The organism is Hymenobacter citatus (assembly GCF_014333615.1).
In the GTDB taxonomy this organism is placed as follows: Bacteria; Bacteroidota; Bacteroidia; order Cytophagales; family Hymenobacteraceae; genus Hymenobacter; species Hymenobacter citatus.
In genome coordinates, this window is record NZ_JACSCY010000019.1 from 51,016 (window position 1) to 76,681 (window position 25,666).

Here is a 25,666-nt window from a genome sequence, read left to right on the forward strand (position 1 = left end):
TACTGTAAGGAAATTGTATTTCTTTGCCGATCTTACTATGCTACTCCTACGCTTCAGCTTGGTTATATGAATACTATAACTGAGTTTTACCCTGTAGCTCTGGCCATATAATTTTACAGCACAAGTAGTATTTTATGAATAGCTCTACCCCCGATGCCGGCTTGATCTACGTAATTGAGGACGATAGCACCACTGCTACCATCACCAGAATATTACTGGAGAAAGCGCGACCTGGGAGCCGGGTTCAGCTCTACGCCAATGGCCAACAGGCGCTCGACCATTTAACTATTGCGCGGCGGGAGGGCACGGCCTACCTTCCCAGCCTTATCCTGTTGGATTTGAATATGCCGCTAATGGACGGCTGGGAGTTTCTGGATGCGTGCAATCGCCTGACCATGGGCGAGCCAGTGTGCATTCTGATACTGACTTCCTCCATCAACCCGGAAGATCGAGCCAAAGCAGCTTGCTACCAAAACGTAGCTGGCTTCTTCAGTAAGCCACTGGATACGCACACAATAGAACATATCTTACGCCTGCGCCGGGCCGCCAGCGGGCCTACCCTGCGCGCCGCTACCATCAACACCGAAGCCCCTCTGCATCACCTCATGTACCAGAGCCGAGCTACGGCGCCCATGGGCGATGCCGAGCTTACGCAGTTGCTCACGCAGTCGCGGGCGTTCAATGCGGCCCACGACCTAACCGGAATTCTCCTCTATAGTCAGGGCAACATCATACAGTTGCTGGAAGGCCCGGAAACCAACGTGCGTACGGTCTTCTCCCGCATTGTGTGTGACGCGCGCCATACCGGTGTGATTAAGCTGGCAGATGGACCCGTTGGGCAACGGTTGTTTGCGCAGTGGACCATGGGCTTTCGCGCCGCTGCGCCCACCGACTTTGCCAACTTGCTGGGCTACATCAATCCGCAGTACACCGAGCGCCTGGCCCCCGCCGACCCCGATTTACAGGAATTGTTGGTCACTTTCGCGGCTGGGTAGGGCATTATTCCCGGAAAATCAACTGTTCTCGGCGGCCTTTATCCGCGCATCAAACCGAAATCCTTCGCGCCCCACTATCTGCACCCGCCGGAATTCAGGGTGGCGGGCGTTGAGGATATAATTGAATTCCTGCGGCACAATGGAGGAAGGCACGCGCAACACGGCCGCGCGGCGGGCCGCGTACCACGCCTCGCCCAATGGCTGGCACACGGCGTAGCGGCTGGCCTTTTCCCAGTCGGGTGGCAGCTGGGCCAGGGTGATTTCTTCGATCAGCAAGTCATCGGGAATATCAATCACAAGCACGCTGAATTGGTCGTTGAGGCCCTCGCCGCCGCGGTGCACCACGTTTTCCAGGCAAGCCAAAGCCCGGCTGGCGGCGGTGTAGATAACGAAACGGTCTTGGTAGTTCCAGCGGGCCCGACGGCCGGAGGCGAACAGGTCGTCGGCGTACTTGGTGAGGCAGATGCGGTAGACGTGCACGGCTTAGCTCAGGTCGCCGTAGGCAATGCGCGTCAGCTCCTCCTCCACCAGATCGATACCGCCGCTGGTTTCAAGCAGGCGCAGGGGCACCTCCTGGTCGAGGCCGTGGGCGGGCTTATCCAGCCAGCGCAGAAAAGCTGCGGCTTCGCCAAAAACCTCTACCCCAAGTTGGTAGAGCGCAATGATTTTCAGCGTTTTCTCGCTGGCCGTGGCGCTCAGCGGCTTATTTTCCTGGGAGTAGCTGCGCAGCGTTTTGGTCGACAAATCATACACCGCTTCGAGCTGACTGGCCGGCCAGTGGTAGGCCTCGGCTACCTCGAAGGCCGTAGCGGCCGGAATACCCTTCCGGGCCGTCATCACCAAGGCAAAGGAATCCTGACTGGTGAGTTTCCAGGCGGCCCACTTACTAGCGCGGGGCTTCTGATTAGATGAACGGGCGGTGGTAGCAGTCATGGCACAATGGAAAATAATTCCCGAATATGGGAAATATTTCTCAGTAACGCGGAAATATTTCCAAAGGTTTCCTATCCTTATCCTGCCGGACATACAGTAGTGCGCAGGCTGGCAAAGCCACACAGCCAAACACTTCACGCGCTATTCACGAAGAGAGCAGCACCTTGGCTGCCGTAGTTCGGCGGTTTCAACCGTCATCACCCAACTTCCTTGTGATGTCCTTACTCGTGCTTGTGCGCCACGGCCAGTCTGTTTCCAACCTGCAAAACGTCTTCACAGGCAGCCTCGATGTGGCCCTGACGCCCAAAGGCGAAGAAGAAGCCCAGGAAACGGCTACCAAGCTGCGCGGCTTCCACTTCGATACAGCGTTCTGCTCCGACATGCTGCGCACCCGGCGCACCCTCGACATTATGCTACGCCAGCTGGGCCAGGCCAACATCCCTACCCACTACGACGCGGCTCTGAACGAGCGCTACTACGGTAATTTACAAGGCCTCAACAAAGCCGACACCGTGCAGAAATATGGCGAGGAGCAGGTAGACCAGTGGCGCCGCAGCTACGAAGTGGCCCCGCCCGGCGGCGAGAGCCTGCATCAGACCCAGGACCGGGTAGTGGCGTATTACAAGCAGGCCATTGTGCCGCTACTACAACAGGGCCAGCATGTGTTGGTAGTAGCGCACGGCAACTCGCTACGAGCGTTGGTACCTCGAGCATTTTTCGGCCGAGCATGTGAAGGGACTGGAAATCCCGACCGACGGCGCCCGCGTTTATGAGTTGGACAGCGCGTTGCACATCAAAGACATGTGCGACTTGTAAAAAAACGTCATGCTGAGCGCAGCGGAGTCGAAGCATCTCGCTCGCATCATTAGGGTTAGTTGCACAACATCAGCATGCGAGATGCTTCGACTCCGCTGCGCTCAGCATGACCGTTCTTTTTGTTCTGTCTCTGCTCCCTACCCTACCACTGCCTGTAAGGGCACGGGGTGCAGAATCAGCCACACTAGCTCCCGCAGAATCTCGCCGTCGCTCATGGAGCCTGAGTCGATGCCTTTGCTCTGACCATCGGCGCGGCGGATGAGGTGGATGATGGCGCGGGTGCGCTCGGGCGTGAACACCTTAAGACCCGTTTGGTAATCTTTGCGGGCAAAGGTGCTTTTCAGCCCCAGACGGGTCCAGTCGGCATCGGTGGGGTTAGGGAGCTGGTGCAGGGCCAGCAGACGCGAGAAGTAGTTGAACAGCAGCGTGAGGTTCGGTATCAGCGGGCTGGCCTTGGGGTTGGCCTCGAAGTAGAGTAGGATGCGGTTGGCCTTCAGCACGTCGCGGCGGATAAGGGCGCTTTGCAACTCAAAAATATTGTACTCCTTGCTGATGCCCACCATTTTCTGCACCAGGTCTTCGTCGATGGGCTGACCGGCAGGTAGGTTCAACAGCATCTTGTCCACCTCATTAATCAGCCGGCTTAGGTCGGTACCGATGTACTCGGCCAGCATAGCCGTGGCTTGGGGCGCAATTTGCTGGCCTTTACTGCGCACGTAGGCCGTGAGCCAGGCGGGCACTTGGTTATCATAAAGACGGTTGCTGGTGAGCACAGCCGCCCGGGTATCCTTGGCGGCTAGAAGCTTGCCCAGCTTCTTGCGCGAGTCGAGCGTTTTATGCTTGTAGCAGAGCACCAGCACGGTGCTGGCTAATGGATTTTTGAGGTAGGCTTCTAAAAACGGCCATGCCTTTTCGCTTTCCAGATCGGCTACGGCCTGCGCTTCTTTCACGATGACCACCGAGCGCTCAGCCATCATCGGGAAGCGCCGTGCCTGGTTCAGAATGCCCGCCACATCGGTATCCTTACCGTATAATATCACTTGGTTGAACCCACGCTCGTGCTCGGCCAAAGCGGTCTGCTCGATGATATCGGCCACATGGTCGATGTAGTAGGGTTCCTCGCCCTGCAACACGTACACAGGCTGAAACTGCCGCTGGCGCAGTTGTGCCAGCACTTCGTCAATTGTTGGGGTCATAGGGTCTTGGGGTCTTGGGGTCTTGGTCTTCTATTGAAACAACCACGGCTCCATCAAAAATGACCTTTCGGCAAGCGAACCTCAAAGTTACTACCCCTCCTCTTACCTTTGTCACTCATCGACTGTATTCCTCGAAAGCTGCCAATCATTCCAGGCGTTTTCATAGCAGTAAAAGTAACGGCAATAGATGGACCCATTATCCAAGACCCCAAGCCCCCAAGCCCCCAAGACCCTAATAACCGAACTACGCTGGCGCGGCATGTTTCATGATATGATGCCCGGCACCGAGGAGCACCTGAGCACCGGCCAGCCCGTGACGGGCTACATTGGGTTCGACCCCACGGCGCCGTCGTTGCACATTGGCAATCTGGCTACGATTATGCTGCTGGTGCACTTGCAGCGCGCCGGCCACCGCCCCGTGGCCTTGGTAGGCGGCGCCACCGGCATGATTGGCGACCCCTCGGGCAAATCGGCCGAGCGTAACCTGTTGGATGAGACGACCTTGCGCGCCAACCAGGCCGGTATCCAAGCGCAACTGGAGAAGTTTCTTGATTTCTCGGAAGGCCCTACCGGTGCCCGCGTGGTGAATAACTACTACTGGTTCAAGGAAATCGGCTTCCTACAATTTCTGCGCGATGTGGGCAAGCACCTCACCGTGAACTACATGATGGCCAAGGACTCGGTGAAGCGCCGTATCGGCGGCAACGAAGACACGGGCGCCGAGGGCATCAGCTACACTGAGTTCAGCTACCAGCTGCTGCAAGGCTACGACTTCTTCCACCTCTACGAAACCCTGGGCACTACCCTGCAAATGGGCGCCTCCGACCAGTGGGGCAACATCACGACGGGCACTGAGCTGATCCGTCGCCTCACCAACGGCGAGGGCAAGGCTTACGCCCTCACCGGCCAGCTCATCACCAAAGCCGATGGCACCAAGTACGGCAAGAGCGAAACCGGCACCGTGTGGCTCGACCCCACCATGACCTCGCCCTACCAGTTCTACCAGTTCTTCCTGAACTCTGCCGATGCCGATGCGCCCCGCCTCATTCGGGTGTTTACGCTGCTGAGCCAGGAGGAAATTGAGACGCTGGAAGCCGAACACGCCCAGGCGCCCCACCTGCGCACCCTGCAAAAGGCGCTGGCAAAGGACGTCACCATCCGGGTGCACAGCGAAGCGGCCTACGAAGCAGCGCTGGCTGCCTCGCAGGTGCTCTTCGGCGGCGGCGACCTGCACTCTCTCGACGAGCCTACCCTACTTGACGTATTTGCCGGTGTGCCCCACCTGGAGGTAGAACGCGCCCTGCTTCCTACCCTCACGGCCACCGATTTGCTGAGCGTGGCCACTGGCGGGCAGGTGTTTCCTTCTAAAGGCGAGGCTCGCAAGATGATGCAGCAGGGCGGCGTGAGCCTGAACCGCCAGAAGGTAGCCACCCCCGAGCAGCCCGCCACCGACGTGCCACTGCTGCTGGATAAATACCTGGTAGCCCAGAAAGGCAAGAAGAACTACTACCTGCTGAAAATCGTCTAGACCACGGATTAGGACGGATTTTTCGGATTCGTCGGATTTTGTGGACGATTGCACAAAATCCGTCAACAAGCAAAAGAGCCCGGCTTTTCAGCCGGGCTCTTTTGTTACTCGTCCACAAAATCCGACGAATCCGAAAAATCCGTCTTAATCCGTGATTACTTTTTCTTGGCCGGAGCGGCTTTCTTAGCAGCCGGAGCTGGAGCAGCTTTGGTTTCCGAAGCCGAGTTTTTAGCATTCTGCACTTCCGTGCGGATTTCCTGGGCCAGGTTCTTCAGCTCCTGCATGCCTTTGCGCACGCGAGTACCAGCGGCCGAGTTTTGCTTGTCGTAGAACTTTTCGAAGTCGCCTTCCAGAGACATCACCAGGTCCTTCAATTTGCTGAAATTGCTCATTTGAGAGAGGTTTTAGGGGTGTGGAATATATTGATTGAACGGCCCTAATATACAGGGATTTCAAATACAAGCAATACCTCCTTTTTTTTTCAAAAGGCCATTACGTGCATCAAAAGGGCTTTTTCTTCTAATTTAGGCTCTGTTTAAGAACATTACGACAACTCTATACACTTAGATTAGTACAAAAAAACAGGCCCTCGAATCAACTGATTCGAGGGCCTGACTGCCTTAGCACAACCGTAGCAGGAGCTATTCGGCTGGTACTTGCGCTTTCGAATAAAGGCCTTTATCCAGCTTTTCGGCCATGGCTTCAAATGCACGGATGGTTTCGTCTACGTCAGCCAGCGTATGCATCGCCGTCGGAATCAGGCGCAGCATGATCACGCCCTTGGGTACCACTGGATACACCACAATAGAGCAGAAAATGCCGTAATTCTCTCGTAGATCGAAGGTTATCTGCGTTGCGTCGGAGATTTCACCATTCAGGAACACAGGCGTTACTGGCGACTGGGTAGTGCCTAAGTTGAAGCCTTTTTCGCGCAAACCGCTTTGCAGGGCGCGTACTACGGTCCAGAGGTTGTCTTTCAGCTCGGGCTTGGTGCGCAGCAGCTCCAGGCGCTTCAGAGCACCCACTACCAGCGGCATGGGGAGGGATTTGGCGAAAATCTGGCTCCGCATGTTGTAGCGCAAATATTCAATTACCGTTTCCTCGCCGCCCACGAAGGCGCCAATGCTGGCCATAGACTTCGCAAACGTCGAAAAATATAGGTCGATGCCGTCCTGTACGCCCTGTTCTTCGCCCGTACCAGCGCCCGTAGCCCCCATCGTACCGAAGCCGTGGGCGTCATCTACGAACAAACGGAACTCATATTTTTCCTTCAGGGCAATGATTTCTTTCAGCTTGCCCATGTTGCCCGACATGCCAAACACGCCTTCGGTAATCACCAGAATGCCGCCGCCGGTTTCGTCGGTCAGGCGCTTAGCGCGCTCCAGCTGCTTTTCCAGGTTTTCGATGTTGTTGTGCGGGTACACAAAGCGCTTACCCTGGTGCAGGCGCACGCCATCAATAATACAGGCGTGCGACTCTGCGTCGTATACAATAGCATCGTGGCGGTTCACAATGGCGTCGATAATCGACACCACACCCTGGTAGCCGAAGTTGAGCAACATCACGTCGGGCTTCTTGATGAAGTCGGCCAGCTCGCTCTCCAGCTGCTCATGCAGGTTGGAGTTGCCGCTCATGATGCGCGCCCCCATAGGCAGAGCCATGCCGTACTGGGCGGCCCCATCCACGTCGGCCTGACGGACTTCGGGGTGGTTGGCTAGGCCCAGATAGTTGTTCAGGCTCCAGGTGAGCACCTCCTTACCGCGAAAAATCATGCGGGGCTTGATTTCGCCTTCCAGTTTGGGAAATGTGAAATAGCCGTGCGCGTAGTGCGAGTGGCTGCCCAGCGGGCCGCGGTTGGCGGCTATCTTGTTGAAAAGATCCACGAAGGAACAGGTTTAATGTGGGAAATACAGACGGGTAGTGCCAGTGCAAAACGCGCCTAAGAAGACAAAGTTAACTAAAAAGCAAAAGTAGGTGCCCGCACGGTGGCGTCCAACTGATTTCCGTCAGGTATACCCGCTTTTTTGGGTAGACAGAAAAGCTGTTTCTTTGAGATGGTGAGTGGTGAAATGGTGAGTAGAGATATGCGCAATACATGACAGACGTTCTTACCACTCACTATTTCACTACTCACCATCTCATTACTCCTCCTACCCCACCCTAATATGAAAGAAATCAAGAAGCTCCTAGTAGCCAACCGCGGCGAAATTGCCCTGCGCGTGCTGCGCTCGGCCAAGGAAATGGGCCTGCAAACCGTGGCCATCTACTCCGAAGCCGACCGCCACGCCCTGCACGTGCGCTACGCCGACGAGGCCGTGTGCGTGGGCCCGCCTACCTCCGCCGAAAGCTACCTGCGCGGCGACAAGATTCTGGCCGTGTGCCGTGAGCTGGGCGTCGATGCCATTCATCCTGGCTATGGCTTTCTGAGTGAGAATGCCGGTTTCGCCCGCATAGTGCGCGAGGCAGGACTGATTTTCGTGGGGCCGTCGCCGGAGGCCATGGAGATGATGGGCGACAAGCTTTCGGCTAAGCAGGCGGCCAAAGCCTATAACATTCCGCTGGTGCCGGGCACCGAAGAAGCCATTACGGACGTGGCCGCCGCCCGGCAGATTGCCACGGAGGTAGGCTACCCTATTCTCATCAAGGCTTCAGCCGGGGGCGGGGGCAAGGGTATGCGCGTGGTCAGCGCCGACGCTGAGTTTGCCGAGCAGATGCAGCTGGCCGTATCGGAAGCCACCTCGGCTTTCGGTGATGGGGCAGTTTTTATTGAGAAATACATTGGCGCGCCCCGCCACATCGAGATTCAGGTGCTGGGCGATGAGCACGGCAACATTGTGCACCTGTTTGAGCGCGAATGCTCCATTCAGCGCCGTCACCAGAAGGTGATTGAAGAAGCACCCTCCTCGGTGCTTACGCCCGAGCTACGCGCGGCTATGGGTAGGACGGCCGTGGAGGTAGCCCGCGCCTGCCAGTACACGGGCGCCGGCACAGTGGAGTTTCTGCTCGACGAGCAGCACAACTTCTACTTCCTGGAAATGAACACCCGCTTGCAAGTAGAGCATCCCGTCACGGAGCTGATTACAGGCCTCGACCTGGTGAAAGAGCAAATTAAGGTAGCCCGGGGTGAGAAGCTGAGTTTCGGACAGGACGACCTGCGTATTACCGGCCACGCGCTGGAGCTGCGCGTGTACGCCGAAGATCCGCAGAACAACTTCCTACCCGACATCGGCACGCTCACTACCTACGTGCGCCCACAAGGCCCCGGCGTGCGCGTCGACGATGGCTTTGAGCAGGGCATGGACATTCCGATTTACTACGACCCTATGATTGCCAAGCTCATCACCTATGGCCACAACCGCCAGGAGGCCATCGAGCGGATGCTGCGCGCCATTGCCGAATACCAGATTACCGGCATCGCAACCACCCTAAAGTTTGGCACCTACGTGCTGCAACACCCTGCTTTCGTTTCGGGGCATTTCGACACCAACTTCATCCGCGACCATTTCCCTGCCGACGCTCTCACGCCCCCTACCCCCGATGAGGACACCGCCAAGGTAGCGGCCGTGCTGGCCGCTATGCTGCTAGAAACCAAGAAACCGCAAGTAGCTCCGGCAACGGAAGCGAGCAGCACGGGCACTTCGGCGTGGCGGCAAAACCGATTAGGTGGCCGGTAGCCTACGGCGCACCGGTTGTTGTATCAACACGTTGCATTGCGGAGGCACATGCCATACTCAGCAGACAAGCAAATCAATACAATTCTCTACCCTACCCTTATGACGACCTCACTTTCGCACAATCTGTTTGTGCACCACGTGCTGTTTTACATGCCTGAAACCGCTACCGACGCTGACAAGGCGAAACTACTGGAAGGCCTCCACCTGCTCCAGCAAATTTCGTCCGTCAAACTAGCGCACATTGGCACCCCGGCAGCCACCAATCGCGCCGTTATCGAGCGCAGCTACACCTATTCCTGGCTGTGTTTCTTTGAGAATGCAGAGGCTGAAGCAGACTACCAGCAGCACCCACTACACGATGAGTTTCGGGAACAATATGCCCGTTACTGGGAAAAGGTAGTGATTTACGATTCGGTAGGAACAACGCAGCGTAAATCATAAGTGTATTCATTTTTTCTGCTGGCTAGTTGCAGCACTATATAGCAAGAGCCGTGCTCGTGGCCACTCTGTTGGCACACGGCACGGCTCTTCAGGTAGTAGACTTGTTAAAAAGGCAGAAATTTCATAAAACTGATACGCTAGCAAAAGCTTTACCCGTGTTTTATATGGCGCTGCCTAAGACATAAGATAGTAGGGAGCGGACATCATTGAACATACTATTCATCTGGTAGGTCATCAGAAACAGCCCTATATAAAACAAACCTGGATGCTGCTGCTGCCACGTAAGAATAGGCGTATAGAAAATGCGCCGTATAGTTGGTAGATTAGCTAGACACGCAGCAACAATACCTACTAATGCTCCCACCACTATATCACTGGGATAATGATAGCCCAGAAAGACCCGTGGGAAACAAATCATTGATAGCGTATAAAGCACTGCCAGAGTACCCAGCCAGCGGGAAAGAAAGAAAAAGCCTATAGATAGAGCAAAAAACATGGTTGCATGGTCGCTCGGAAAAGAGGTTCTGGTATCCAAATTTGCCAGTTGCTCAATAGGCGCAATCAAATTCAGCTCAGCAGTATAGAGTGGACGATTGCGAAAGGGTAGCACGTGCGTGAGCATACGGGTAGTGAACATACCTACCAGGCTTCCAACCAATATACCTATGATGATCAGCCGAGTCCGCTTGCTCGCCGCTGCGGTATCGTCTTTGAACCAAAGCCACCAAATAGCTATCATAAATAGCCCGCATTTAACCAAGTTGTTGCCACTTACAAACAAGCTAAATGAGCTCCACGAAGGGGAATCAACAGCAAGTTTATTTAAACCTACCAAAATCTGTGTGTCTATGTTCAGCAGCATAAGATTAGGATATATGTGAATTACAAGACGCAATAAATGACAAAAAAATAACAAAATAATAATAATTAAATAACTAAATTATTGCTGACCCCTTAAAAACTTTTGCGGTTTAGAGAAAGTTTTCGAAGTATTATATGATTCCTTTTTTCTCCTATTTTTATTATTTAGAGAAGGATGCAAATACTTATTGCTCCGTGTCAGGTTAACTTATTCACACGACCCCAGGATACTCTGCCAAGCACTTGAATTAGATATAAATTTCTCTAGAAAATCCTCATGTATACGCACAAAAAAGCCCCTTACTAGCGGGGCGTTTTTGCGTCGTTATCTTACACTTTGTTTATTCCATGTTTGGGTAATAGTGTGTAGGTTGCTTTTGCGCCGTAGCTGCAAGAGCTTGTATAGGTCAAGCCAGCAAGAAATATCTGCTGCGATAATTTTGCTTTGCTGCCTGACTCTTTTTCAAGGCAAGGTACATAGCTAGATCATGGACATTTGGGCAGCAATCATCTTTCCATGCAATGCAGGCTAACACTGCACAGTATCGACTACGTGTGCAAGTAAGTAGTTGGATAATCACGTCTCCACTCTGCCAGCAGAACCAACAGTGTCGGGTCGGTAATAGGAATTTTGGGTAGCAGCAAACGGTACCGTTGCGCTTGCCAATAGTCCAACAGCCAGTAAAATTCTTCGGGCTCAGGATCAGCAAACGCCATGGCCCACCCGGTAAACACCCGTTGTGACTGCACAGCGCGGTACAACATCGTAATCTGCTGGTGCCGTCTGTCCTTCTGGATGCGCGCGTAAAGAGGCTCTAAAACGTCTTCGCCTCCTTCCAGAAACTGAATGAAGTGACCATTATGGTAGAAAAGTAGACCTGTAATACCGTGCTGCTGATTATAGGTCCGCGCTTCTTCCAATAAATCAACTAGCTCTGCCTCTGAAAATGATTGCCGTGCCCGGCTCTCATATACTAGTCGTAAAATAGGTACTTCAGGCAGTTTGTGTTGCTGGCTGATAGTTGATAATGCCGTTGCAACCAGATAGTCGGGCAACTCAGGAAGCGGCAGTGTAGCTGTAGCAGCAGCCAAACGCAAAAGTGCATGGTGACGCTGCGAAGTAGTTAACGATGACTCCACCTGCCCATGTACGTATCAGGGCTTATTTAGATTAAATCTCCTAGCTCCCGCACCCCCAGAATTCGCTCTTTCGTGAAGCCTTCGCCAAACTCTACCCCTATCATGTGGCCAAACTCGCGGGCACGGGCTTCCATAAACTTGCTAAACTCCAACGACGAGAGGTACGTGCTAGGCGCATCTAGGTCGGGGTTAAAGAATTGCGTTTTATAGGCAAGTATAGACGCCCACTTCTTTTCCCAGTGTGGGGTGATGTCCACCACAAAGTCGGGCATAATAGGGCGGTCCTGAATGAAATGGTAGACGTGCTTAGGCCGCCATGCCGCTTGGGGCTGACCAGCCTCGTCCAGCGTTTCAATCATGCGCAGGCCCGCCAGAAAACAGGCATCGGTAATAAGCTGGGCGGCGCGGCCGTGGTCGGGGTGGCGGTCGGTTACAGCGTTACACAGTACCACATCGGGTTGGTGGCGGCGCAGAGCGGCGATGATAGGGAGCTGATGTTCCCGGTCGTTGCGGAAAAAGCCGTCGGGTAGGCTCAAGTTTTCGCGCACCGACACGCCCAGGAGCTGGCTGGCCTCGGCGGCCTCGGCAGCCCGTGTTTCGGGCGTGCCGCGCGTACCTAGCTCCCCGCGTGTGAGGTCCACGATTCCAATCTTTTTTCCTAGAGCCGTAGCCGCCAGTAACGTGCCGGCACAAGACATTTCCACATCGTCCGGGTGGGCCGCAATAGCCAGAATATCGAGCTTCATTTTGTATGGGGTCTTGGAGTTTTGGAGACTGAGGGTCTTTGATTTTAGTTACGATGCATTGCAGTCCCTCATGGCTTGCAGAACATCAACCAAGACATGCAGTCACCAAAACTCTATTTTATCCGTAGCGTACGGCCCGGACGCAGGATACCTATGTTGCCATTCAAGCGACGTATCTGCGCCTGCGATACGCCATATTTCTGCGCAATTCCCGAAACTGTGTCACCCGACCGGATACGGTGCGTGACCGTGCGCCGCGCCGAGGATGCGCCTCGGCTCCCGCTTCTGCCCGACGACGAACGGCTACTCAGCGCCCGGCTATAGTAGTTGAACAGGGCCGAGGTGATCTGAAAATTATCACTCCACAGCTTATATTCCGGGAAGTCATACATCCGGGATGGGTCGATGGGGTTGCCCTCATAGCGCACCTCAAAGTGCAGATGCGAGCCGGTGCTCCGCCCGGTGCTACCACCCAGGCCAATTACTTCCCCAGCCTTTACAAAGGTGCCTACGGGTAGCAGCGACTTACTCAGGTGACCGTACAGGGTTTCTACCCCATTATAGTGCCGTACTAGTAGGTAGTTACCATAGCCCGAGCCGTCCCACTTCGAGATGCGAATTACTCCGTCGAAAGCGGCCCGCACGGAGTCGCCGGTTTCTAGGTCCAGGTCTACCCCATAGTGCCAGCGGCCGTTCCGAAACTTGAAGGCGGAAGTAATGGGAGTCGTTTCCAGTGGCATGCGGGCAAAGCGTTGCCGAGGCACGTCGGTGAGTTGCAGGTTGAGCGTATCCTTGATGCGGCGGCCATCTACCCGGTAGGGGTTGATGTTACGCGTGTCCCAGATGGCGTAGTAACCTGCTACTTTAATCCAGGTGCTGTCAATCAACACTTCCTCCGACGTTTCCACAATCTGCTGCTCTCCTTCGTTCAGGGAGGTAGTATCCTCGTTGACGATGGAGAGCTTCTTGGCGGGGTTGAAGAGAATGGATTTGGCAGCCTCCGAATTTTCGTCGGGTAGGTCTTCCGTTTCAACGGTTACTTTAGTCTTTGGGGTAACCTTCTTAATGGTTGGCGATTTGATCTGAAAGAAATCACGACGCTTTGTGCTCGTTTTGGGTTTGGCTGTCCGGCGGCGTTGTGCCAGCCCCTGTTCAGGTAAGGCAAGCAGAAAGACCGCCAACAGCACCGGCCATAACCAGGTTTTTATCAGATGAAGCAAGAGAAATCAATAAAATGGTGAAAAAAGTGAGATGGTGAGATAGTGAGATGGTGCGTATGACAGCTTACAGCTAGATTCTAAGCAAATAGAACGTCAATCGCACCATCTCACCATTTCACCATCTCACCACTTAGTGCAGCCCCAGCGCGGCCAAGTAGCGCTCTGCATCCAGGGCAGCCATGCAGCCCGTACCAGCGGCTGTCACGGCCTGACGGTAGGTGAAGTCCTGCACGTCGCCACAGGCAAACACGCCGTCTACGTTGGTTTTGCTGGTGCCCGGAATAGTTTTCAAGTAGCCCTGCTCGTCGTGGTGCAAGTAGGGTTGGAAAATCTTGGAGTTTGGCTCGTGCCCAATTGCAACGAAAAAGCCCTGCACTGTAATATCCCGGCACTCGTGAGAAAGCACGTTTTTCACGCGTACGCCTTCCACGGCATGCTCGCCTAGCACCTCGTCCGTTACGGTGTCAAACAGCACCTCAATCTTGGGATTATCGAGCACACGCTGCTGCATAATTTTGGAAGCACGCATCTCACTCTTCCGCACAATCATATATACCTTGCTGGCCAAGTTGGCAAGATAAGTAGCTTCTTCGGCCGCCGTATCGCCGGCGCCCACAATAGCTACGTCCATGTTGCGGTAAAAGAAACCGTCGCACACGGCGCAGGCCGACACGCCCGAGCCGTTCAAACGAGCCTCCGACTCCAGCCCCAACCACTTAGCCGAGGCACCCGTGGCAATAATCACCGCATCGGCCGTGAGTTCTTTATTTTCATCGATGGTGATTTTGTGCGGATGGCTTGAAAAGTCCACCGCCGTTGCCAAGCCATAGCGGATATCTGTACCGAAGCGTTCCGCCTGCTTCTTCAAATCCTCCATCATCGACGGCCCCATCACCCCATCGGGGTATCCGGGAAAATTCTCCACATCATTGGTAATCGTGAGTTGGCCTCCGGGTTGCAAGCCCTGGTACATAACAGGTTGCATGTTGGCGCGGGCAGCATAAATAGCGGCTGTATAGCCCGCCGGCCCCGAGCCGATAATCAGACACTTTATGTGTTCAGCAGTAGTAGTCATTGTGCTGGTGAAAGCAGTGTGAAAGACAAAGGTAAGCGTAGCCAAAAATTTCGGCCGCGACTGGTCTACCTGACAAGAGAAAACCGATAAAACCGGCACTGAAGTTTATTCAGTTCTTTGCCCCGAGGTAGAACGGCAATAAAAAACCCCAACAACTGGGCTGGGGTTTTTCGGGTAGAAATAAAAAACGCTTACCCCAGGTAGGGCTTCAGCGCTTTAGAGCGAGATGTGTGACGCAAACGGCGAATGGCCTTCTCCTTGATCTGGCGTACCCGCTCACGGGTGAGGTTGAATTTCTCGCCAATTTCTTCCAGCGTGAGCGAGTGCTCACCGTTCAGACCAAAGTAAAGTGTAATCACATCAGCTTCGCGCTTGGTGAGGGTAGAGAGGGCACGCTGCACTTCTTTGCGCAGTGAGTCGTTCATCAAACCCGTATCAGGCGACTCCTCATCTTCGTTTTCGAGTACGTCTAGCAGACGGTTTTCCTCGCCTTGCACAAACGGCGCATCTACCGACACGTGGCGACCCGAAATTTTTAGGGTATCCACTACCTCAGAAGTCGTGAGCTCCAACACTTCGGCAATTTCCTCCGGCGAAGGCTCCCGCTCGAACTTCTGCTCCAGCTCCGAGAACGACTTGCTGATCTTGTTCAACGAGCCTACCCGGTTCAGAGGCAAACGCACGATGCGCGACTGCTCAGCCAGGGCTTGTAGAATGGACTGGCGAATCCACCATACGGCGTAGGAAATAAATTTGAAGCCGCGCGTTTCATCAAAGCGCTTGGCGGCTTTGATCAGGCCGAGGTTGCCCTCATTGATCAAATCGCCCAGCGAAAGCCCTTGGTTTTGGTATTGCTTGGCCACCGACACCACGAAGCGCAGGTTAGCTTTGGTCAGCTTTTCCAGCGCTTGCTGGTCGCCTTCCTTGATGCGTTGCGCCAGCGTCACCTCCTCGTCGGGAGTGAGCAGATCTACCTTGCCAATCTCCTGGAGGTATTTATCCAGCGACTGGCTTTCGCGGTTGGTAATCTGCTTGCTGATTTTTAGCTGTCTCATTGCAGGCGCTAAAGAATTGTATTTCTAAAAGTTGAATAGCAGCTTCCTTCTGTGGGAGCCGGACATTGGTTAGCAACAGTCCAACCCCCACGAAAGTTCGTACGTCGTCTGCTGCGCTTAGTTGGCCGAGGTAGCCTGCTCCGGTTTCGGCAGCAAAACTTTGCGCGACAACCGGTACTTACCGGTCTTTTTGTCAATGTCCAGCAGCTTTACGTCAATCTCCTGCCCTACCTCCAGCACGCCTTCCAGCGACGCCAGACGCTCGTGGGCTACTTCCGAGATGTGCAGTAGGCCGTCTTTGCCTGGCATAATCTCCACGAAAGCGCCATAGGGCTGGATGCTGCGCACTTTGCCTTTGTATGTCTCGCCTACCTCGGGCTGGGCCGCAATGGCCCGGATGCGCGAAATAGCCGCTTCCATATCCTCTTGGTTAGAGGCGAAAATGCTTACGTGGCCTTTTTCGTCTTTTTCCTCGATGATAACCGTGGCGTTGGTGTCCTTCTGAATTTGCTGAATAACCTTACCGCCAGGCCCGATAACCGCACCAATGAACTCCTTGTCGATGAGCATTTTGTGCGAGCGGGGCGTGTGAGGCTTCAATTCAGAAGCTGGCGCCGAAATAGTCTTCGCCATTTCGCGCAGGATGTGCAAACGTCCCTCGCGCGCTTGGTGCAGTGCCTTGGTCAGGATTTCATTGCTTAGGCCCTGGATTTTGATATCCATTTGGCAAGCTACAATGCCCTTCTCCGTACCCGTCACTTTGAAGTCCATATCGCCAAGGTGGTCTTCATCGCCCAAAATATCCGAAAGCACAGCGTATTCGCCGGTTTCTTTATCTTGTACAAGACCCATGGCAATACCCGACACAGCAGAGCGGATCTTGATACCGGCATCCATAAGTGCAAGCGAGGCCGCGCACACCGTCGCCATCGACGACGAGCCATTTGACTCCAGAATATCCGACACAATGCGGATGGTGTAAGGATTCTCCTCTTCGGGTGGCAACACTTTCTTGATGGAGCGCATAGCCAAGTTGCCGTGCCCTACCTCCCGACGGCCGGGGCCACGGTTAGGCTTTACCTCGCCGGTCGAGAAAGCCGGGAAGTTATAGTGCAGCATAAACTTGCTGTAGCCCGACTGCATCGCCGAGTCAATAATCTGCTCGTCGAGCTTGGTACCGAGAGCTACCGTCGTCAACGATTGGGTTTCGCCACGCGTGAACAGCGAAGAGCCGTGTGCACCGGGCAGGTAGTTCACCTCCGACCAGATTGGACGGATTTCGGTCAGCTTACGCCCGTCCAGACGCGTGCCTTCCTTGATCATCATATCGCGAATGGCCTTCTTCTCCGCGGAAGAGTAGTAACGACCAAATTGCTTCATGTCCAGCTCGGGCTGCTCCGCCACCAGTTGCTCCAGGAATTGGTCGCGCACGCCACCGAAACCCTTCTTACGGCCTGATTTGCTGGCGTCACCCAGCTTTGCTACGTTGTAAGCCAAGTCGTATATACCCTGCGTAATGCGGGTGCGCAGATCCTCGTTTTCTTCGTACTTGGGGTACTCGCGCTTCGTGTGCGATTTCTCCACAGCGGTAGCCAGTTCCTGCTGCACGCGAACCTGCTCTTTGATGGCCTCGTGGGCATAGGCAATGGCTTCCACCATTTCTTCCTCGCTCACTTCATCCATCTCACCCTCTACCATCGCCACCGAGTCGGCCGTTGCGCCCACAATAAGGTCGATGTCGGCACGGGCAATGTCAGCCGTCAGCGGGTTGATCTGAAGCTTACCATCGATACGAGCCACGCGTACTTCCGAAATCGGACCAGCAAACGGAATATCTGAAATCGACAGAGCCGCCGAAGCCGCCAAAGCCGCCAGCGCATCCGGCTGCACATCTTTATCAGCTGAAATCAGCGAAATCATCACCTGTACTTCGTAGTGATAATCCTTGGGGAACATCGGCCGCAGAATGCGGTCTACGAGGCGCGAAACCAATACTTCGTAATCAGACAAACGCCCTTCGCGGCGCTGAAACGAACCGGGAATTTTACCGGCACCACCGAATTTTTCCTGATAATCAACCGACAGAGGGAGGAAGTCTACCCCATCGCGCTGCGAGGGTTGCGACACCACCGTCGCCAGCAACATGGCATCCCCGAGGCGAACAACAACTGCCCCGTCAGCAAACTTGGCCAGTTTGCCAGTTTCAATTGAAATTTGCCGACCATCCGGCAGGGTAATATATTTTGTAACCGCGTTGTAATTGGGCATCTTGTGTGGTTGGAGATGAGATGGTAGAAGTGAGATAGAAGCCTTCTATTTGGAGTAGAACACCAAACTGCGGGGTTTTGTCCCACCTTTTAGTGTGCCCGGCTACTATCTCCCGCCAGGCAAAAAAAAGAGTAGGGAACCCTTGTGACAGGGCTCCCTACTCTCGGCAGCGGGGCTTACTTACGGATACCCAGCTCCTTGATGATAGCACGGTAGCGGTTGATTTCGCGGTGCTGCAGGTAATCCAACAGGCGGCGACGCTTACCCACCAGCTTCAGCAGGCCCAAACGGGTCGAGTAATCCTTCTTGTTCACCTTCAGGTGCTCCGTCAGGTGCGTAATGCGGTGGGTGAATAGCGCGATTTGCGATTCAGCAGAACCAGTATCAGCGGCATTTTTTTGTAGGCTATTTTTCTCAAAAATAGCCTGTTTAGCTTCGGTAGTAAGTTTCATCGGCAGATAGGTCTCCCCGTCTTTGATTTAAAAGGTAAAAAGAATTTTCAATCACTCCGCATTTCGGAGTGGCCGCAAAGGTACGGCTTTATTCTGGATGCTGAAAACATAAATTGCCGGAGTAAGGCAAAATATGAGTATACGGGGCAGGCTAAGCTTGTGCGCGGCGGGCTAGAAAGGCCCGGTTGCGTAGCAGATTGCGAAACTGTTCTGTAGGCACCCAGCGTGTAATACGCCGCCAGAAATCACCTTCCAGTAGTCCAGAGTCATTACGAGCCTGATACAAGAAAAACAACCCTACTGGTAAGAGCACCAAATCGGCCAGCCACATACCCAATGGTACTGTCAGAATCATCTCACGGGCATATTTCTCACCCATAATAGATACGACGTAGTAGATAATAAAAAACAGAATAGCAATGAGCAACGGAACGCCCAAACCACCCTTTTTAATAATAGCTCCCAATGGCGCACCGATCAAAAACATCAGCAATATAGCCGCCGACTGTGTGTATTTGCGGTAAATCTCGATCCGAAACATACTGGTGTCGCGGGCCAAGTTGTTCAAGCGGTCGGCGTTGCTGCTGATAAAGGCGCGCACATTACGCGCACGGTTGCTGGCTTGCTCCACCATGCCTACGCTCAGGGCAGGCAGGCGCTCATCGGATACCTTCCAATCTGCTAACCGCCGGTTGGCAGCCTGGCCTGTCGTGTCAAAACGGGCATAAGAGTAGTAGGGATTCAGCTGCGTGACCATCAGGCGCCGCTCCACATTTAAGCGTTGGTGGAGAGAATCGCTATGCGCAATCAGCTGCGGAATGTTCTTCATCATCTTGTTTTCCGCAAAGTACTCCTCGTTAGTGCGGTCGAGACCGAATGAGGATAGGGAGAACAGCAATTGGTTACGGTCAAAGCTCTGCCGGGTGAAGCTGGCTCCAGCGCGGTTATGCTGGTCAGGCTTTTCTATATACGAAGTACCCCTAAACAGTTCCAGACTTAAGTATTGCCCGTCGAAGCGTGTGGTCATTCTGCCCGAGTCAGCAAGAATCATGACTGAATTGCCTGCCCGGCCACTGTGGTCGTAAATCATTACGCCTTTCAGAATATCTCCGTTCTCGCCCTGCTTTTCATTCACCTTGATGGTGTAACCTGGAATACCATTGTAAAAGATATTTTCCCGGATATCAAGTGCCAACTTCTGCTGACGCACATCCCAGAGCAAGCTGTAAGCTTTCAAGTTGGCCTTAGGAATGATGGTCTCGTTATACCAAAAAGCTCCAATGCTTAATAAGAAGCTCAGGATAAAAACAGGCCGGAGGATGCGGGTGAGAGATATTCCTGAAGTTTTAATGGCTGTTAGCTCATGGTGCTCTCCTAACGTTCCAAACGTCATCAATGAGGAAAGTAGCACAGCCAGAGGCAGCGAAATCGGCACCATCAGCACGCTGAAGAAGAATAGGAGTTGGGCTATAACTCCTGCGCCCAAATCTTTCCCGATGATATCATCGAGATACTTCAGCATATACTGCGTTAGAAAGATAAACTCGACTACCGCAAAGGTGAGAAAGAACGGCCCGGCAAAGGCTTTCAGAATGAGCTTATCTAGTTTTTTCATACGCGGCCGGTGCTGTTGTCATGAGGCAGCACTACAACAAAGGAGGCAAAAAGGAACGCGAAGATACAGCGCGCTATTGTGGCAACGGTGCCTACCCCCCTACTTGTTCCCGCAATGTCAGGATCAGATTATCCCACATTTCCTGTAACTCCACTTCATCCGTCTCTTCGGAGTAGTCTACTACTCGCAGAAAAACTTCCTGTGTTAGCTCCGACGATTCAATACAAAAATCCAAGTAGCTGGCGTCTGGCACAGAACGTTTCTGATCATTCAGAAACACAAAGCGCACCGACTTATTCGTGCGGTGCGAGCTGATTTCGGCGTAATGACTCTGGTTATCCCAGATAAAGTTAAGCCGGTGGTCGGGGTCGATTTTTACATCCTGGCAAAACCAGCGGGCCAAGCCGGAAGCAGAAGCCAGATAAGGGTACAAAATCTTCGGCGACGCGTTAATGGGGTACTCCAATGTAAACCGGTGCTTGGAACGTGTAGCGGAAAGCGGCATAAACGTAATGAAAACAAATAAGCCCCTGCTAACTACAACTGTTAGCAGAAACAGCCAATATACACATAATTTTTTACCTCATATGTTGTGCTAATTCAAATTTCATTTCTACATTTGCACCACCAAACAGGGCGGGGTAGCTCAGTTGGTTAGAGCACAGGATTCATAACCCTGAGGTCACGAGTTCAACTCTCGTCCCCGCTACAATAAAAAAGGCCTTCCTGTAATAGGAAGGCCTTTTTTATTATGGTCTGCTCTTTCTGTCTCCCTACTATTTTACCGTTAGAGACGAATAAGCTATAACGCAAAGAGCGCCTGACCATCAAGATCAGGCGCTCTTTGCGTTATAATGTCAGCAGGCGACTACTTCACCTTATCCACAATGCCTTTGAAGGCAGCGGGGTGGTTCAGGGCTAGGTCAGCCAGCACCTTACGGTTTAGCTCGATACCGGCTTTCTTCAAGCCACCCATTAGCTGCGAGTAAGACAAGCCATGCTCGCGGGCACCTGCGTTGATACGCTGAATCCAGAGGGCGCGGAACTCACGCTTCTTGGTTTTCCGGTCGCGGTACGCGTAGAGAAGACCTTTCTCAACGGCATTTTTCGCAACAGTCCATACATTTTTACGACGACCATAGTAACCTTTGGCCAAGCGCATTACTTTTTTCCGACGAAGGCGCGAGGCCACGTGGTTGACACTTCTGGGCATAACCTGCTTTGTTTTTGGCGGCCGGCGGCGGACGATCTGCCGCAGCTTGCGTTTCTACCGGACGCCTGGTTTTGAATTAATTAAATAATTAAAAACGACTAATTAAGAATTGATTTTAACGGTTTTGCTTCGCTATTATTCATTCTTAATTATTCATTGTTAATTAGATATTCAGCATATCCTTCACGCGCGGCATATCGGCCGAGCTAACCAGCGTTACGTGGGTAAGACCGCGCTTCTGCTTAGTGGTTTTTTTGGTGAGAATGTGCGATTTGAAGGCGTGCTTCCGCTTCACCTTGCCCGTTCCGGTGAGCGTAAAACGCTTCTTAGCACCGGATTTCGTCTTTACTTTCGGCATTGTGTATGTATTGAAAAAAGGGAAATGCAGATTATGTACGCCCCTACCATGAACCTACTCTTGACCGGGAGCAGCCTCTTTAGCAGGTTTCGGCGCACCTTCCTTAGCAGGTTTGGCCGCCGCAGGAGCTGACTCTTTCACAGCAGGCTTTGGCTTGGGAGCTACTTTAGGTGCCAAATACAAGAACATTCGCTTACCTTCTAGCTTGGGTAGTTGCTCTACCTTAGCCAGATCTTCAAGCGCTTGCGCAAACTTGAGCAGCAAAATTTCGCCACGCTCTTTGAATACAATAGAGCGGCCCACGAAGTGTACGTAAGCTTTTATTTTGGCGCCTTCCTTCAGGAACTCCTGCGCGTGCTTGAGCTTGAAGGCAAAGTCGTGATCATCCGTATTGGGACCGAAACGAATTTCCTTCTGCACGACTTTCGTCTGCTTGGCCTTCATTTCGCGGGTGCGCTTCTTCTGCTCGTACTTAAATTTCGAGTAGTCGATAACGCGACAAACAGGCGGTACAGCAGTAGGCGAAATCTCAACTAGGTCGAGGTTTTGTTCCTGCGCCATACGGCGGGCTTGCTCAACAGGATAAATGCCCTGCTCGACGTTGTCGCCGACCAGACGCACCTCACGGGCCGTGATTTTATTGTTAATCTTGAACGGCTCCTCCACTTGAGCGCGGGGGATGTAACGGCGATTTGGGGTAGCTATGGGTAGGTCCTCCTTCTAAAAGTGGTGGTCTAATTGGATAGTGAAAGGCCCCGGCGAAAAGTCGCTAGGGCCTATTCAGAGGGCAAATATCCGTCTTTTTTTTGAAATCTGAAAGTTTTGCTATATAAAATTGCGGGATTAGGGCTATTCCCTTATCCTTATTTCATAAGCGCAGCTACCTCAGATTGAAACTTCGTAATAAATTCATCAACAGGTAAAGAGCCTAAGTCTCCCTCGCCGTGGCGGCGCACAGAAACCTGACCATTCTCCTGTTCTTTCTCGCCCACAATCAGCATGTAGGGCACTTTAGAAATCTCCGCATCACGGATTTTACGGCCGATTTTTTCGTCCCGATTATCGATCGAGCCCCGCAGTTCTTCTCCTTGGAGACGGTCGTACACCTGCTGAGCGTACTCCTGGTATTTCTCCGAAATAGGTAGAATAGCGAACTGCTCGGGAGCCAGCCACAGCGGGAAATTACCGGCGCAATGCTCGATTAGTACAGCTATGAAACGCTCCAGTGAGCCGAATGGTGCCCGGTGCAGCATCACAGGACGTTGGCGAGAGTTGTCGGGTGCTACGTATTCCAATTCGAAGCGCTCAGGCAGGTTATAGTCAACCTGAATAGTCCCCAGCTGCCACTTGCGGCCCAGTGCATCGCGCACCATGAAGTCGAGCTTGGGACCATAGAAGGCAGCCTCACCGTACTCCGTCACGGTGGGTAGGCCTTTCTCAGTAGCGGCCTCCTGAATAGCGTTTTCCGCTAGTGCCCAGTTCTCGTCGGAGCCGATGTATTTAGTTTTATTTTCGGGGTCACGCAGAGAGATTTGCGCAGTGTAATCCTCGAAACCCAGCGCACGGAATACATAGAGTACAAGGTCGATAACCTTCTTGAACTCATCCTTTACTTGATCGGGACGGCAGAAGATATGCGCATCATCCTGCGTGAAGCCGCGCACGCGCGTAAGACCGTGCAACTCTCCCGACTGCTCGTAACGATATACAGTACCAAATTCAGCCAGACGTAAAGGCAAGTCACGATAAGAACGTGGCTTGGTCTTGTAAATCTCGCAGTGGTGCGGGCAGTTCATGGGCTTGAGGAAAAATTCCTCCCCCGGGTTAGGCGTCTTGATCGGCTGGAAGGAGTCGGCTCCGTATTTCTCGTAGTGACCCGACGTAACGTATAGCTCCTTGGAACCAATGTGTGGCGTGACAACAGGCAGGTAGCCCGACTTAATTTGGGCCTTGCGCATGAACTGCTCCAGCCGTTCGCGCAGGGCCGTCCCTTTAGGCAGCCACAGGGGTAGACCAGCGCCTACCTTCTCCGAAAAAGCAAATAGCTCCAGCTCTTTGCCCAACTTGCGGTGGTCGCGGCGCTTGGCTTCTTCCAGCTTCTCCAGGTATTCGGTCAGTTCCTTGGCTTTAGGAAAAGTGATGCCGTAGATGCGCGTGAGCTGCTTGTTCTTCTCATCGCCGCGCCAGTATGCACCGGCTACGTTCAGCAGTTTCACTGCCTTAATGGGCGATGTATCGGGCAGGTGGGGGCCGCGGCAGAGGTCCACAAAGTTGCCTTGCTGGTAGAACGTGATGCTGCCGTCTTCCAGGCGGTCAATCAGATCCAGCTTATACGGATCATCTTTTTCGGTGAAATATGCCACTGCCTCAGCCTTGGGCACGGGACGGCACTCGAAACGGCTTTTCTGCTTAGCCAGCTCCAGCATCTTCTTTTCGATGACCGGAAAGTCATCGGTTGAAATCGTCCGGCCTTCACCCAGGTCGATATCGTAATAGAAGCCGTTTTCGATGGCAGGTCCGATACCCAGCTTCACGCCAGGGTAGAGGTCTTCCAGCGCTTCGGCCAGCAAGTGGGCCGAGGAATGCCAGAAGGCCATCTTGCCGCCAGCGTCATTCCAGGTTAGGATTTCCAGGTTGCTGCTCTGGTCGATTGGGCGGTGCAGGTCGCGCACTTCGCCATCAACGCGCACGGCCAATGCATTGCGGGCCAGTCCTTCGCTGATGCTGGCGGCTACATCGTAGCCCGTGGCGCCGGCCTCAAACTGGCGGACGGAGCCATCGGGGAGCGTGATGTCAATCATCGGTAATTCGTTGTCAGGGTTAGTTGTGGGGTAGCTGGGACAGGATACGTACTACTACCCACTGTGTAGAAAGCGCAAGTTAGCAGCTTGAGGTGGATTTAAACCGGATTTCATTTCGGCTCCTACCCCTACTCTTCTTCATGATTCGCTGTGGCCGGACGTGGGGCGAGTGGTGCTACCGCCGATACGCGGCTGCGGGTGGTATCTCCCGAAAACCCGCGGGCCCGCTCCCCCGTCTTCCAGACTTTGTAGGTCCAGTGGCGGTTGCCGGGGTTTTCGGCCACCAATTGCCGATATTGGGCCTGTGCCTCAGTATAGCGACCTGTGTTTTCCAGACTTTCGGCTAGCTGTTGCCGGGCTTCCGGCAAGCGGGGTGCCCGGCGCAGTGCTCGTTGTAGCGCCGGAATAGCCACAGTGTAGCGTCGCTGCTCGTAGGCCAGTTGCCCCAAATGATAGTCGGCGCGATAGAGGGTAGAGTCCTGCTGCAACGCCTGGGTGTAGTAACGCAGCGCACTATCGGGCGCGGACTGCAACTCAAATTGGCGGGCATAATCGTACAGCAACGGGGCGTAGGTGGGGTCTAGTTTAAGCCCACGAGCAGCGTATCGAGCTCCCTGATCTGGTTGACGGTAGGCGTTGAGTAGGAAAGCCAGTTGATGCAGGGTTTCGGCCTGGCGTGGGTCTCGGATCAAACTAGCTCTCAGATAATCAATGGCTTGTGTGGTATCGCCGGTAGCAGCAAATGCTAATCCTTTGTAGAATAAGGCGGCCACATGATCGGGCTCCTGCTGTAGCACCCGGTCGAGCTGATCAAGCGCCGCTTGGTAATGGCGAGTTGCTAGATTAGCCTCTCCTACCAGCAGGTTTAGCTCGGGTGAGGCAAAGCCGTGGCGGGCGGCCTCGTCGGCCGCGGCCAGGGCCGCTGTCAGCTGATACTTAGCGCGTAGGGCACGGGCTTTGGTGAAGTAAAACTCGCCGGGGCCGTCGTCTAGATCCAGTGCTTGGTTGATGTCCTGCAACGCCGGTTCTACCTGTCCCGCATCGAGCCGGAAGGCAGCGCGCCGGGCGTAGAGCGAGGCATTACCAGGCTGCCGGGCAATAGCACCGTCCAACTCCTGCGCCTGGATATGAGGACCGCTTTGCACGGTAGCCAACGGCACCATCCGGTCGGGCCGCTCGGTGGGGCCGCTGCAACTCGTGGTCAGCAGCGCGGCCGCTACCCAGACCAGCCGGTGGCGTTGTTTGCTTTGGTTCCGCAGCCTATCACGTGCTATCACTC

General features: G+C 53.8%; 23 protein-coding genes, 1 tRNA gene and 2 pseudogenes. 6 read left to right on the forward strand and 20 right to left on the reverse strand.

From position 1 onward, the window contains the following. The first annotated feature begins 134 nt into the window (after positions 1-134). Complete coding sequence (locus tag H8B15_RS18435; RefSeq protein ID WP_187321126.1) at positions 135-995, forward strand: BLUF domain-containing protein; 861 nt, start codon at positions 135-137, stop codon at positions 993-995. Positions 996-1,013: 18 nt separating this feature from the next. Here the strand turns inward: H8B15_RS18435 and H8B15_RS18440 are convergent, their stop codons facing one another. Together H8B15_RS18440 and parS are read right to left on the reverse strand one after the other, a co-directional pair. Next, positions 1,014-1,475, reverse strand: a complete 462-nt coding sequence (locus tag H8B15_RS18440; protein ID WP_187321127.1) for a type II RES/Xre toxin-antitoxin system toxin — start codon at positions 1,473-1,475, stop codon at positions 1,014-1,016. Positions 1,476-1,478: 3 nt separating this feature from the next. Next, complete coding sequence (gene parS, locus H8B15_RS18445) at positions 1,479-1,928, reverse strand: type II RES/Xre toxin-antitoxin system antitoxin (RefSeq protein WP_187321128.1); 450 nt, start codon at positions 1,926-1,928, stop codon at positions 1,479-1,481. 215 nt (positions 1,929-2,143) lie between these two features. Here parS and H8B15_RS18450 point away from each other — a divergent pair, with 215 nt between their 5' ends. Further along, the gene (locus tag H8B15_RS18450; RefSeq protein WP_216859204.1) at positions 2,144-2,701 is read left to right on the forward strand and encodes a 2,3-bisphosphoglycerate-dependent phosphoglycerate mutase; all 558 of its coding nucleotides are present in this window, start codon (positions 2,144-2,146) and stop codon (positions 2,699-2,701) included. A gap of 180 nt (positions 2,702-2,881) precedes the next feature. Here the strand turns inward: H8B15_RS18450 and holA are convergent, their stop codons facing one another. Continuing rightward, on the reverse strand, positions 2,882-3,940 hold the full coding sequence (gene holA, locus H8B15_RS18455) for a DNA polymerase III subunit delta (protein WP_187321129.1): 1,059 nt from the start codon (positions 3,938-3,940) through the stop codon (positions 2,882-2,884). Between the two features lie 271 nt (positions 3,941-4,211). Between holA and tyrS the strand changes: the two genes are divergently transcribed. Continuing rightward, on the forward strand, positions 4,212-5,468 hold the full coding sequence (gene tyrS / locus H8B15_RS18460) for a tyrosine--tRNA ligase (RefSeq protein ID WP_246455691.1): 1,257 nt from the start codon (positions 4,212-4,214) through the stop codon (positions 5,466-5,468). Between the two features lie 218 nt (positions 5,469-5,686). Here the strand turns inward: tyrS and H8B15_RS18465 are convergent. Further along, a pseudogene (locus H8B15_RS18465) lies at positions 5,687-5,860 on the reverse strand (histone H1); the annotation flags it as partial. A 249-nt stretch (positions 5,861-6,109) separates the two neighbouring features. After that, on the reverse strand, positions 6,110-7,351 hold the full coding sequence (locus H8B15_RS18470) for an aminotransferase class I/II-fold pyridoxal phosphate-dependent enzyme (protein WP_187321132.1): 1,242 nt from the start codon (positions 7,349-7,351) through the stop codon (positions 6,110-6,112). Positions 7,352-7,633: 282 nt separating this feature from the next. Here H8B15_RS18470 and accC point away from each other — a divergent pair, with 282 nt between their 5' ends. Beyond that, complete coding sequence (gene accC / locus H8B15_RS18475) at positions 7,634-9,142, forward strand: acetyl-CoA carboxylase biotin carboxylase subunit (protein ID WP_187321133.1); 1,509 nt, start codon at positions 7,634-7,636, stop codon at positions 9,140-9,142. A 99-nt stretch (positions 9,143-9,241) separates the two neighbouring features. Beyond that, complete coding sequence (locus H8B15_RS18480; protein WP_246455692.1) at positions 9,242-9,583, forward strand: Dabb family protein; 342 nt, start codon at positions 9,242-9,244, stop codon at positions 9,581-9,583. A 160-nt stretch (positions 9,584-9,743) separates the two neighbouring features. On the opposite strand, the gene H8B15_RS18485 is transcribed toward H8B15_RS18480, so the two are convergent. The 10 genes from H8B15_RS18485 to H8B15_RS18530 form a co-directional block, all read right to left on the reverse strand. Beyond that, positions 9,744-10,445 carry a phosphatase PAP2 family protein gene (locus H8B15_RS18485; RefSeq protein WP_187321135.1) on the reverse strand — a complete coding sequence of 234 codons (702 nt, stop codon included), beginning with the start codon at positions 10,443-10,445 and terminating at the stop codon, positions 9,744-9,746. A 548-nt stretch (positions 10,446-10,993) separates the two neighbouring features. Beyond that, positions 10,994-11,536: a BLUF domain-containing protein gene (locus H8B15_RS18490; RefSeq protein ID WP_187321136.1), complete on the reverse strand. Its 543-nt coding sequence runs from the start codon at positions 11,534-11,536 to the stop codon at positions 10,994-10,996. Positions 11,537-11,610: 74 nt separating this feature from the next. After that, on the reverse strand, positions 11,611-12,330 hold the full coding sequence (gene bshB1 / locus H8B15_RS18495) for a bacillithiol biosynthesis deacetylase BshB1 (RefSeq protein ID WP_187321137.1): 720 nt from the start codon (positions 12,328-12,330) through the stop codon (positions 11,611-11,613). Positions 12,331-12,443: 113 nt separating this feature from the next. After that, entirely contained in the window at positions 12,444-13,550 is a 1,107-nt protein-coding gene (locus tag H8B15_RS21205; RefSeq protein ID WP_281383960.1) for a peptidoglycan DD-metalloendopeptidase family protein, read from the reverse strand. Positions 13,551-13,680: 130 nt separating this feature from the next. Next, the gene (gene trxB, locus H8B15_RS18505; protein WP_187321138.1) at positions 13,681-14,625 is read right to left on the reverse strand and encodes a thioredoxin-disulfide reductase; all 945 of its coding nucleotides are present in this window, start codon (positions 14,623-14,625) and stop codon (positions 13,681-13,683) included. A gap of 191 nt (positions 14,626-14,816) precedes the next feature. Then, entirely contained in the window at positions 14,817-15,680 is an 864-nt protein-coding gene (locus H8B15_RS18510) for a sigma-70 family RNA polymerase sigma factor (protein ID WP_022823752.1), read from the reverse strand. 117 nt (positions 15,681-15,797) lie between these two features. Continuing rightward, positions 15,798-17,948 (reverse strand): polyribonucleotide nucleotidyltransferase, encoded by a 2,151-nt coding sequence (gene pnp / locus H8B15_RS18515; protein ID WP_187321139.1) that lies wholly within the window; start codon positions 17,946-17,948, stop codon positions 15,798-15,800. A 176-nt stretch (positions 17,949-18,124) separates the two neighbouring features. Beyond that, positions 18,125-18,400 carry a 30S ribosomal protein S15 gene (gene rpsO, locus H8B15_RS18520; RefSeq protein WP_187321140.1) on the reverse strand — a complete coding sequence of 92 codons (276 nt, stop codon included), beginning with the start codon at positions 18,398-18,400 and terminating at the stop codon, positions 18,125-18,127. Between the two features lie 151 nt (positions 18,401-18,551). Then, positions 18,552-20,015 (reverse strand): LptF/LptG family permease, encoded by a 1,464-nt coding sequence (locus H8B15_RS18525; RefSeq protein WP_187321141.1) that lies wholly within the window; start codon positions 20,013-20,015, stop codon positions 18,552-18,554. Between the two features lie 91 nt (positions 20,016-20,106). Continuing rightward, on the reverse strand, positions 20,107-20,520 hold the full coding sequence (locus tag H8B15_RS18530; RefSeq protein ID WP_187321142.1) for an START-like domain-containing protein: 414 nt from the start codon (positions 20,518-20,520) through the stop codon (positions 20,107-20,109). A gap of 130 nt (positions 20,521-20,650) precedes the next feature. Here H8B15_RS18530 and H8B15_RS18535 point away from each other — a divergent pair. Next, positions 20,651-20,724 (forward strand) — tRNA-Met (locus H8B15_RS18535). Positions 20,725-20,883: 159 nt separating this feature from the next. On the opposite strand, the gene rplT is transcribed toward H8B15_RS18535, so the two are convergent. The 5 genes and pseudogenes from rplT to H8B15_RS18560 all read right to left on the reverse strand — a co-directional run bounded on the left by rplT (position 20,884) and on the right by H8B15_RS18560 (position 25,664). Then, positions 20,884-21,228 carry a 50S ribosomal protein L20 gene (gene rplT, locus H8B15_RS18540; protein WP_185283617.1) on the reverse strand — a complete coding sequence of 115 codons (345 nt, stop codon included), beginning with the start codon at positions 21,226-21,228 and terminating at the stop codon, positions 20,884-20,886. Positions 21,229-21,391: 163 nt separating this feature from the next. Beyond that, positions 21,392-21,586 carry a 50S ribosomal protein L35 gene (gene rpmI, locus H8B15_RS18545; RefSeq protein WP_187321143.1) on the reverse strand — a complete coding sequence of 65 codons (195 nt, stop codon included), beginning with the start codon at positions 21,584-21,586 and terminating at the stop codon, positions 21,392-21,394. Between the two features lie 147 nt (positions 21,587-21,733). After that, positions 21,734-22,291 (reverse strand): annotated as a pseudogene (infC, locus tag H8B15_RS18550) (translation initiation factor IF-3); the annotation flags it as partial. A 158-nt stretch (positions 22,292-22,449) separates the two neighbouring features. Next, positions 22,450-24,387, reverse strand: coding sequence for a threonine--tRNA ligase (gene thrS, locus H8B15_RS18555; protein ID WP_187321144.1), 1,938 nt, complete (start codon positions 24,385-24,387; stop codon positions 22,450-22,452). 128 nt (positions 24,388-24,515) lie between these two features. Then, the gene (locus H8B15_RS18560; RefSeq protein WP_187321145.1) at positions 24,516-25,664 is read right to left on the reverse strand and encodes a tetratricopeptide repeat protein; all 1,149 of its coding nucleotides are present in this window, start codon (positions 25,662-25,664) and stop codon (positions 24,516-24,518) included. Positions 25,665-25,666 lie beyond the last annotated feature (2 nt).

Coding starts and splice junctions, on each gene's coding strand:
- H8B15_RS18510 (WP_022823752.1), bottom strand. CDS start 15,680: ATGAGACAGCTAAAAATCAGCAAGCAGATTACCAACCGCGAAAGCCAG.
- pnp (WP_187321139.1), bottom strand. CDS start 17,948: ATGCCCAATTACAACGCGGTTACAAAATATATTACCCTGCCGGATGGT.
- parS (WP_187321128.1), bottom strand. CDS start 1,928: ATGACTGCTACCACCGCCCGTTCATCTAATCAGAAGCCCCGCGCTAGT.
- trxB (WP_187321138.1), bottom strand. CDS start 14,625: ATGACTACTACTGCTGAACACATAAAGTGTCTGATTATCGGCTCGGGG.
- rpsO (WP_187321140.1), bottom strand. CDS start 18,400: ATGAAACTTACTACCGAAGCTAAACAGGCTATTTTTGAGAAAAATAGC.
- H8B15_RS18435 (WP_187321126.1), top strand. CDS start 135: ATGAATAGCTCTACCCCCGATGCCGGCTTGATCTACGTAATTGAGGAC.
- rpmI (WP_187321143.1), bottom strand. CDS start 21,586: ATGCCGAAAGTAAAGACGAAATCCGGTGCTAAGAAGCGTTTTACGCTC.
- H8B15_RS18530 (WP_187321142.1), bottom strand. CDS start 20,520: ATGCCGCTTTCCGCTACACGTTCCAAGCACCGGTTTACATTGGAGTAC.
- H8B15_RS18450 (WP_216859204.1), top strand. CDS start 2,144: ATGTCCTTACTCGTGCTTGTGCGCCACGGCCAGTCTGTTTCCAACCTG.
- holA (WP_187321129.1), bottom strand. CDS start 3,940: ATGACCCCAACAATTGACGAAGTGCTGGCACAACTGCGCCAGCGGCAG.
- rplT (WP_185283617.1), bottom strand. CDS start 21,228: ATGCCCAGAAGTGTCAACCACGTGGCCTCGCGCCTTCGTCGGAAAAAA.
- H8B15_RS18485 (WP_187321135.1), bottom strand. CDS start 10,445: ATGCTGCTGAACATAGACACACAGATTTTGGTAGGTTTAAATAAACTT.
- H8B15_RS18525 (WP_187321141.1), bottom strand. CDS start 20,015: ATGAAAAAACTAGATAAGCTCATTCTGAAAGCCTTTGCCGGGCCGTTC.
- H8B15_RS18480 (WP_246455692.1), top strand. CDS start 9,242: ATGACGACCTCACTTTCGCACAATCTGTTTGTGCACCACGTGCTGTTT.
- tyrS (WP_246455691.1), top strand. CDS start 4,212: ATGATGCCCGGCACCGAGGAGCACCTGAGCACCGGCCAGCCCGTGACG.
- thrS (WP_187321144.1), bottom strand. CDS start 24,387: ATGATTGACATCACGCTCCCCGATGGCTCCGTCCGCCAGTTTGAGGCC.
- accC (WP_187321133.1), top strand. CDS start 7,634: ATGAAAGAAATCAAGAAGCTCCTAGTAGCCAACCGCGGCGAAATTGCC.
- bshB1 (WP_187321137.1), bottom strand. CDS start 12,330: ATGAAGCTCGATATTCTGGCTATTGCGGCCCACCCGGACGATGTGGAA.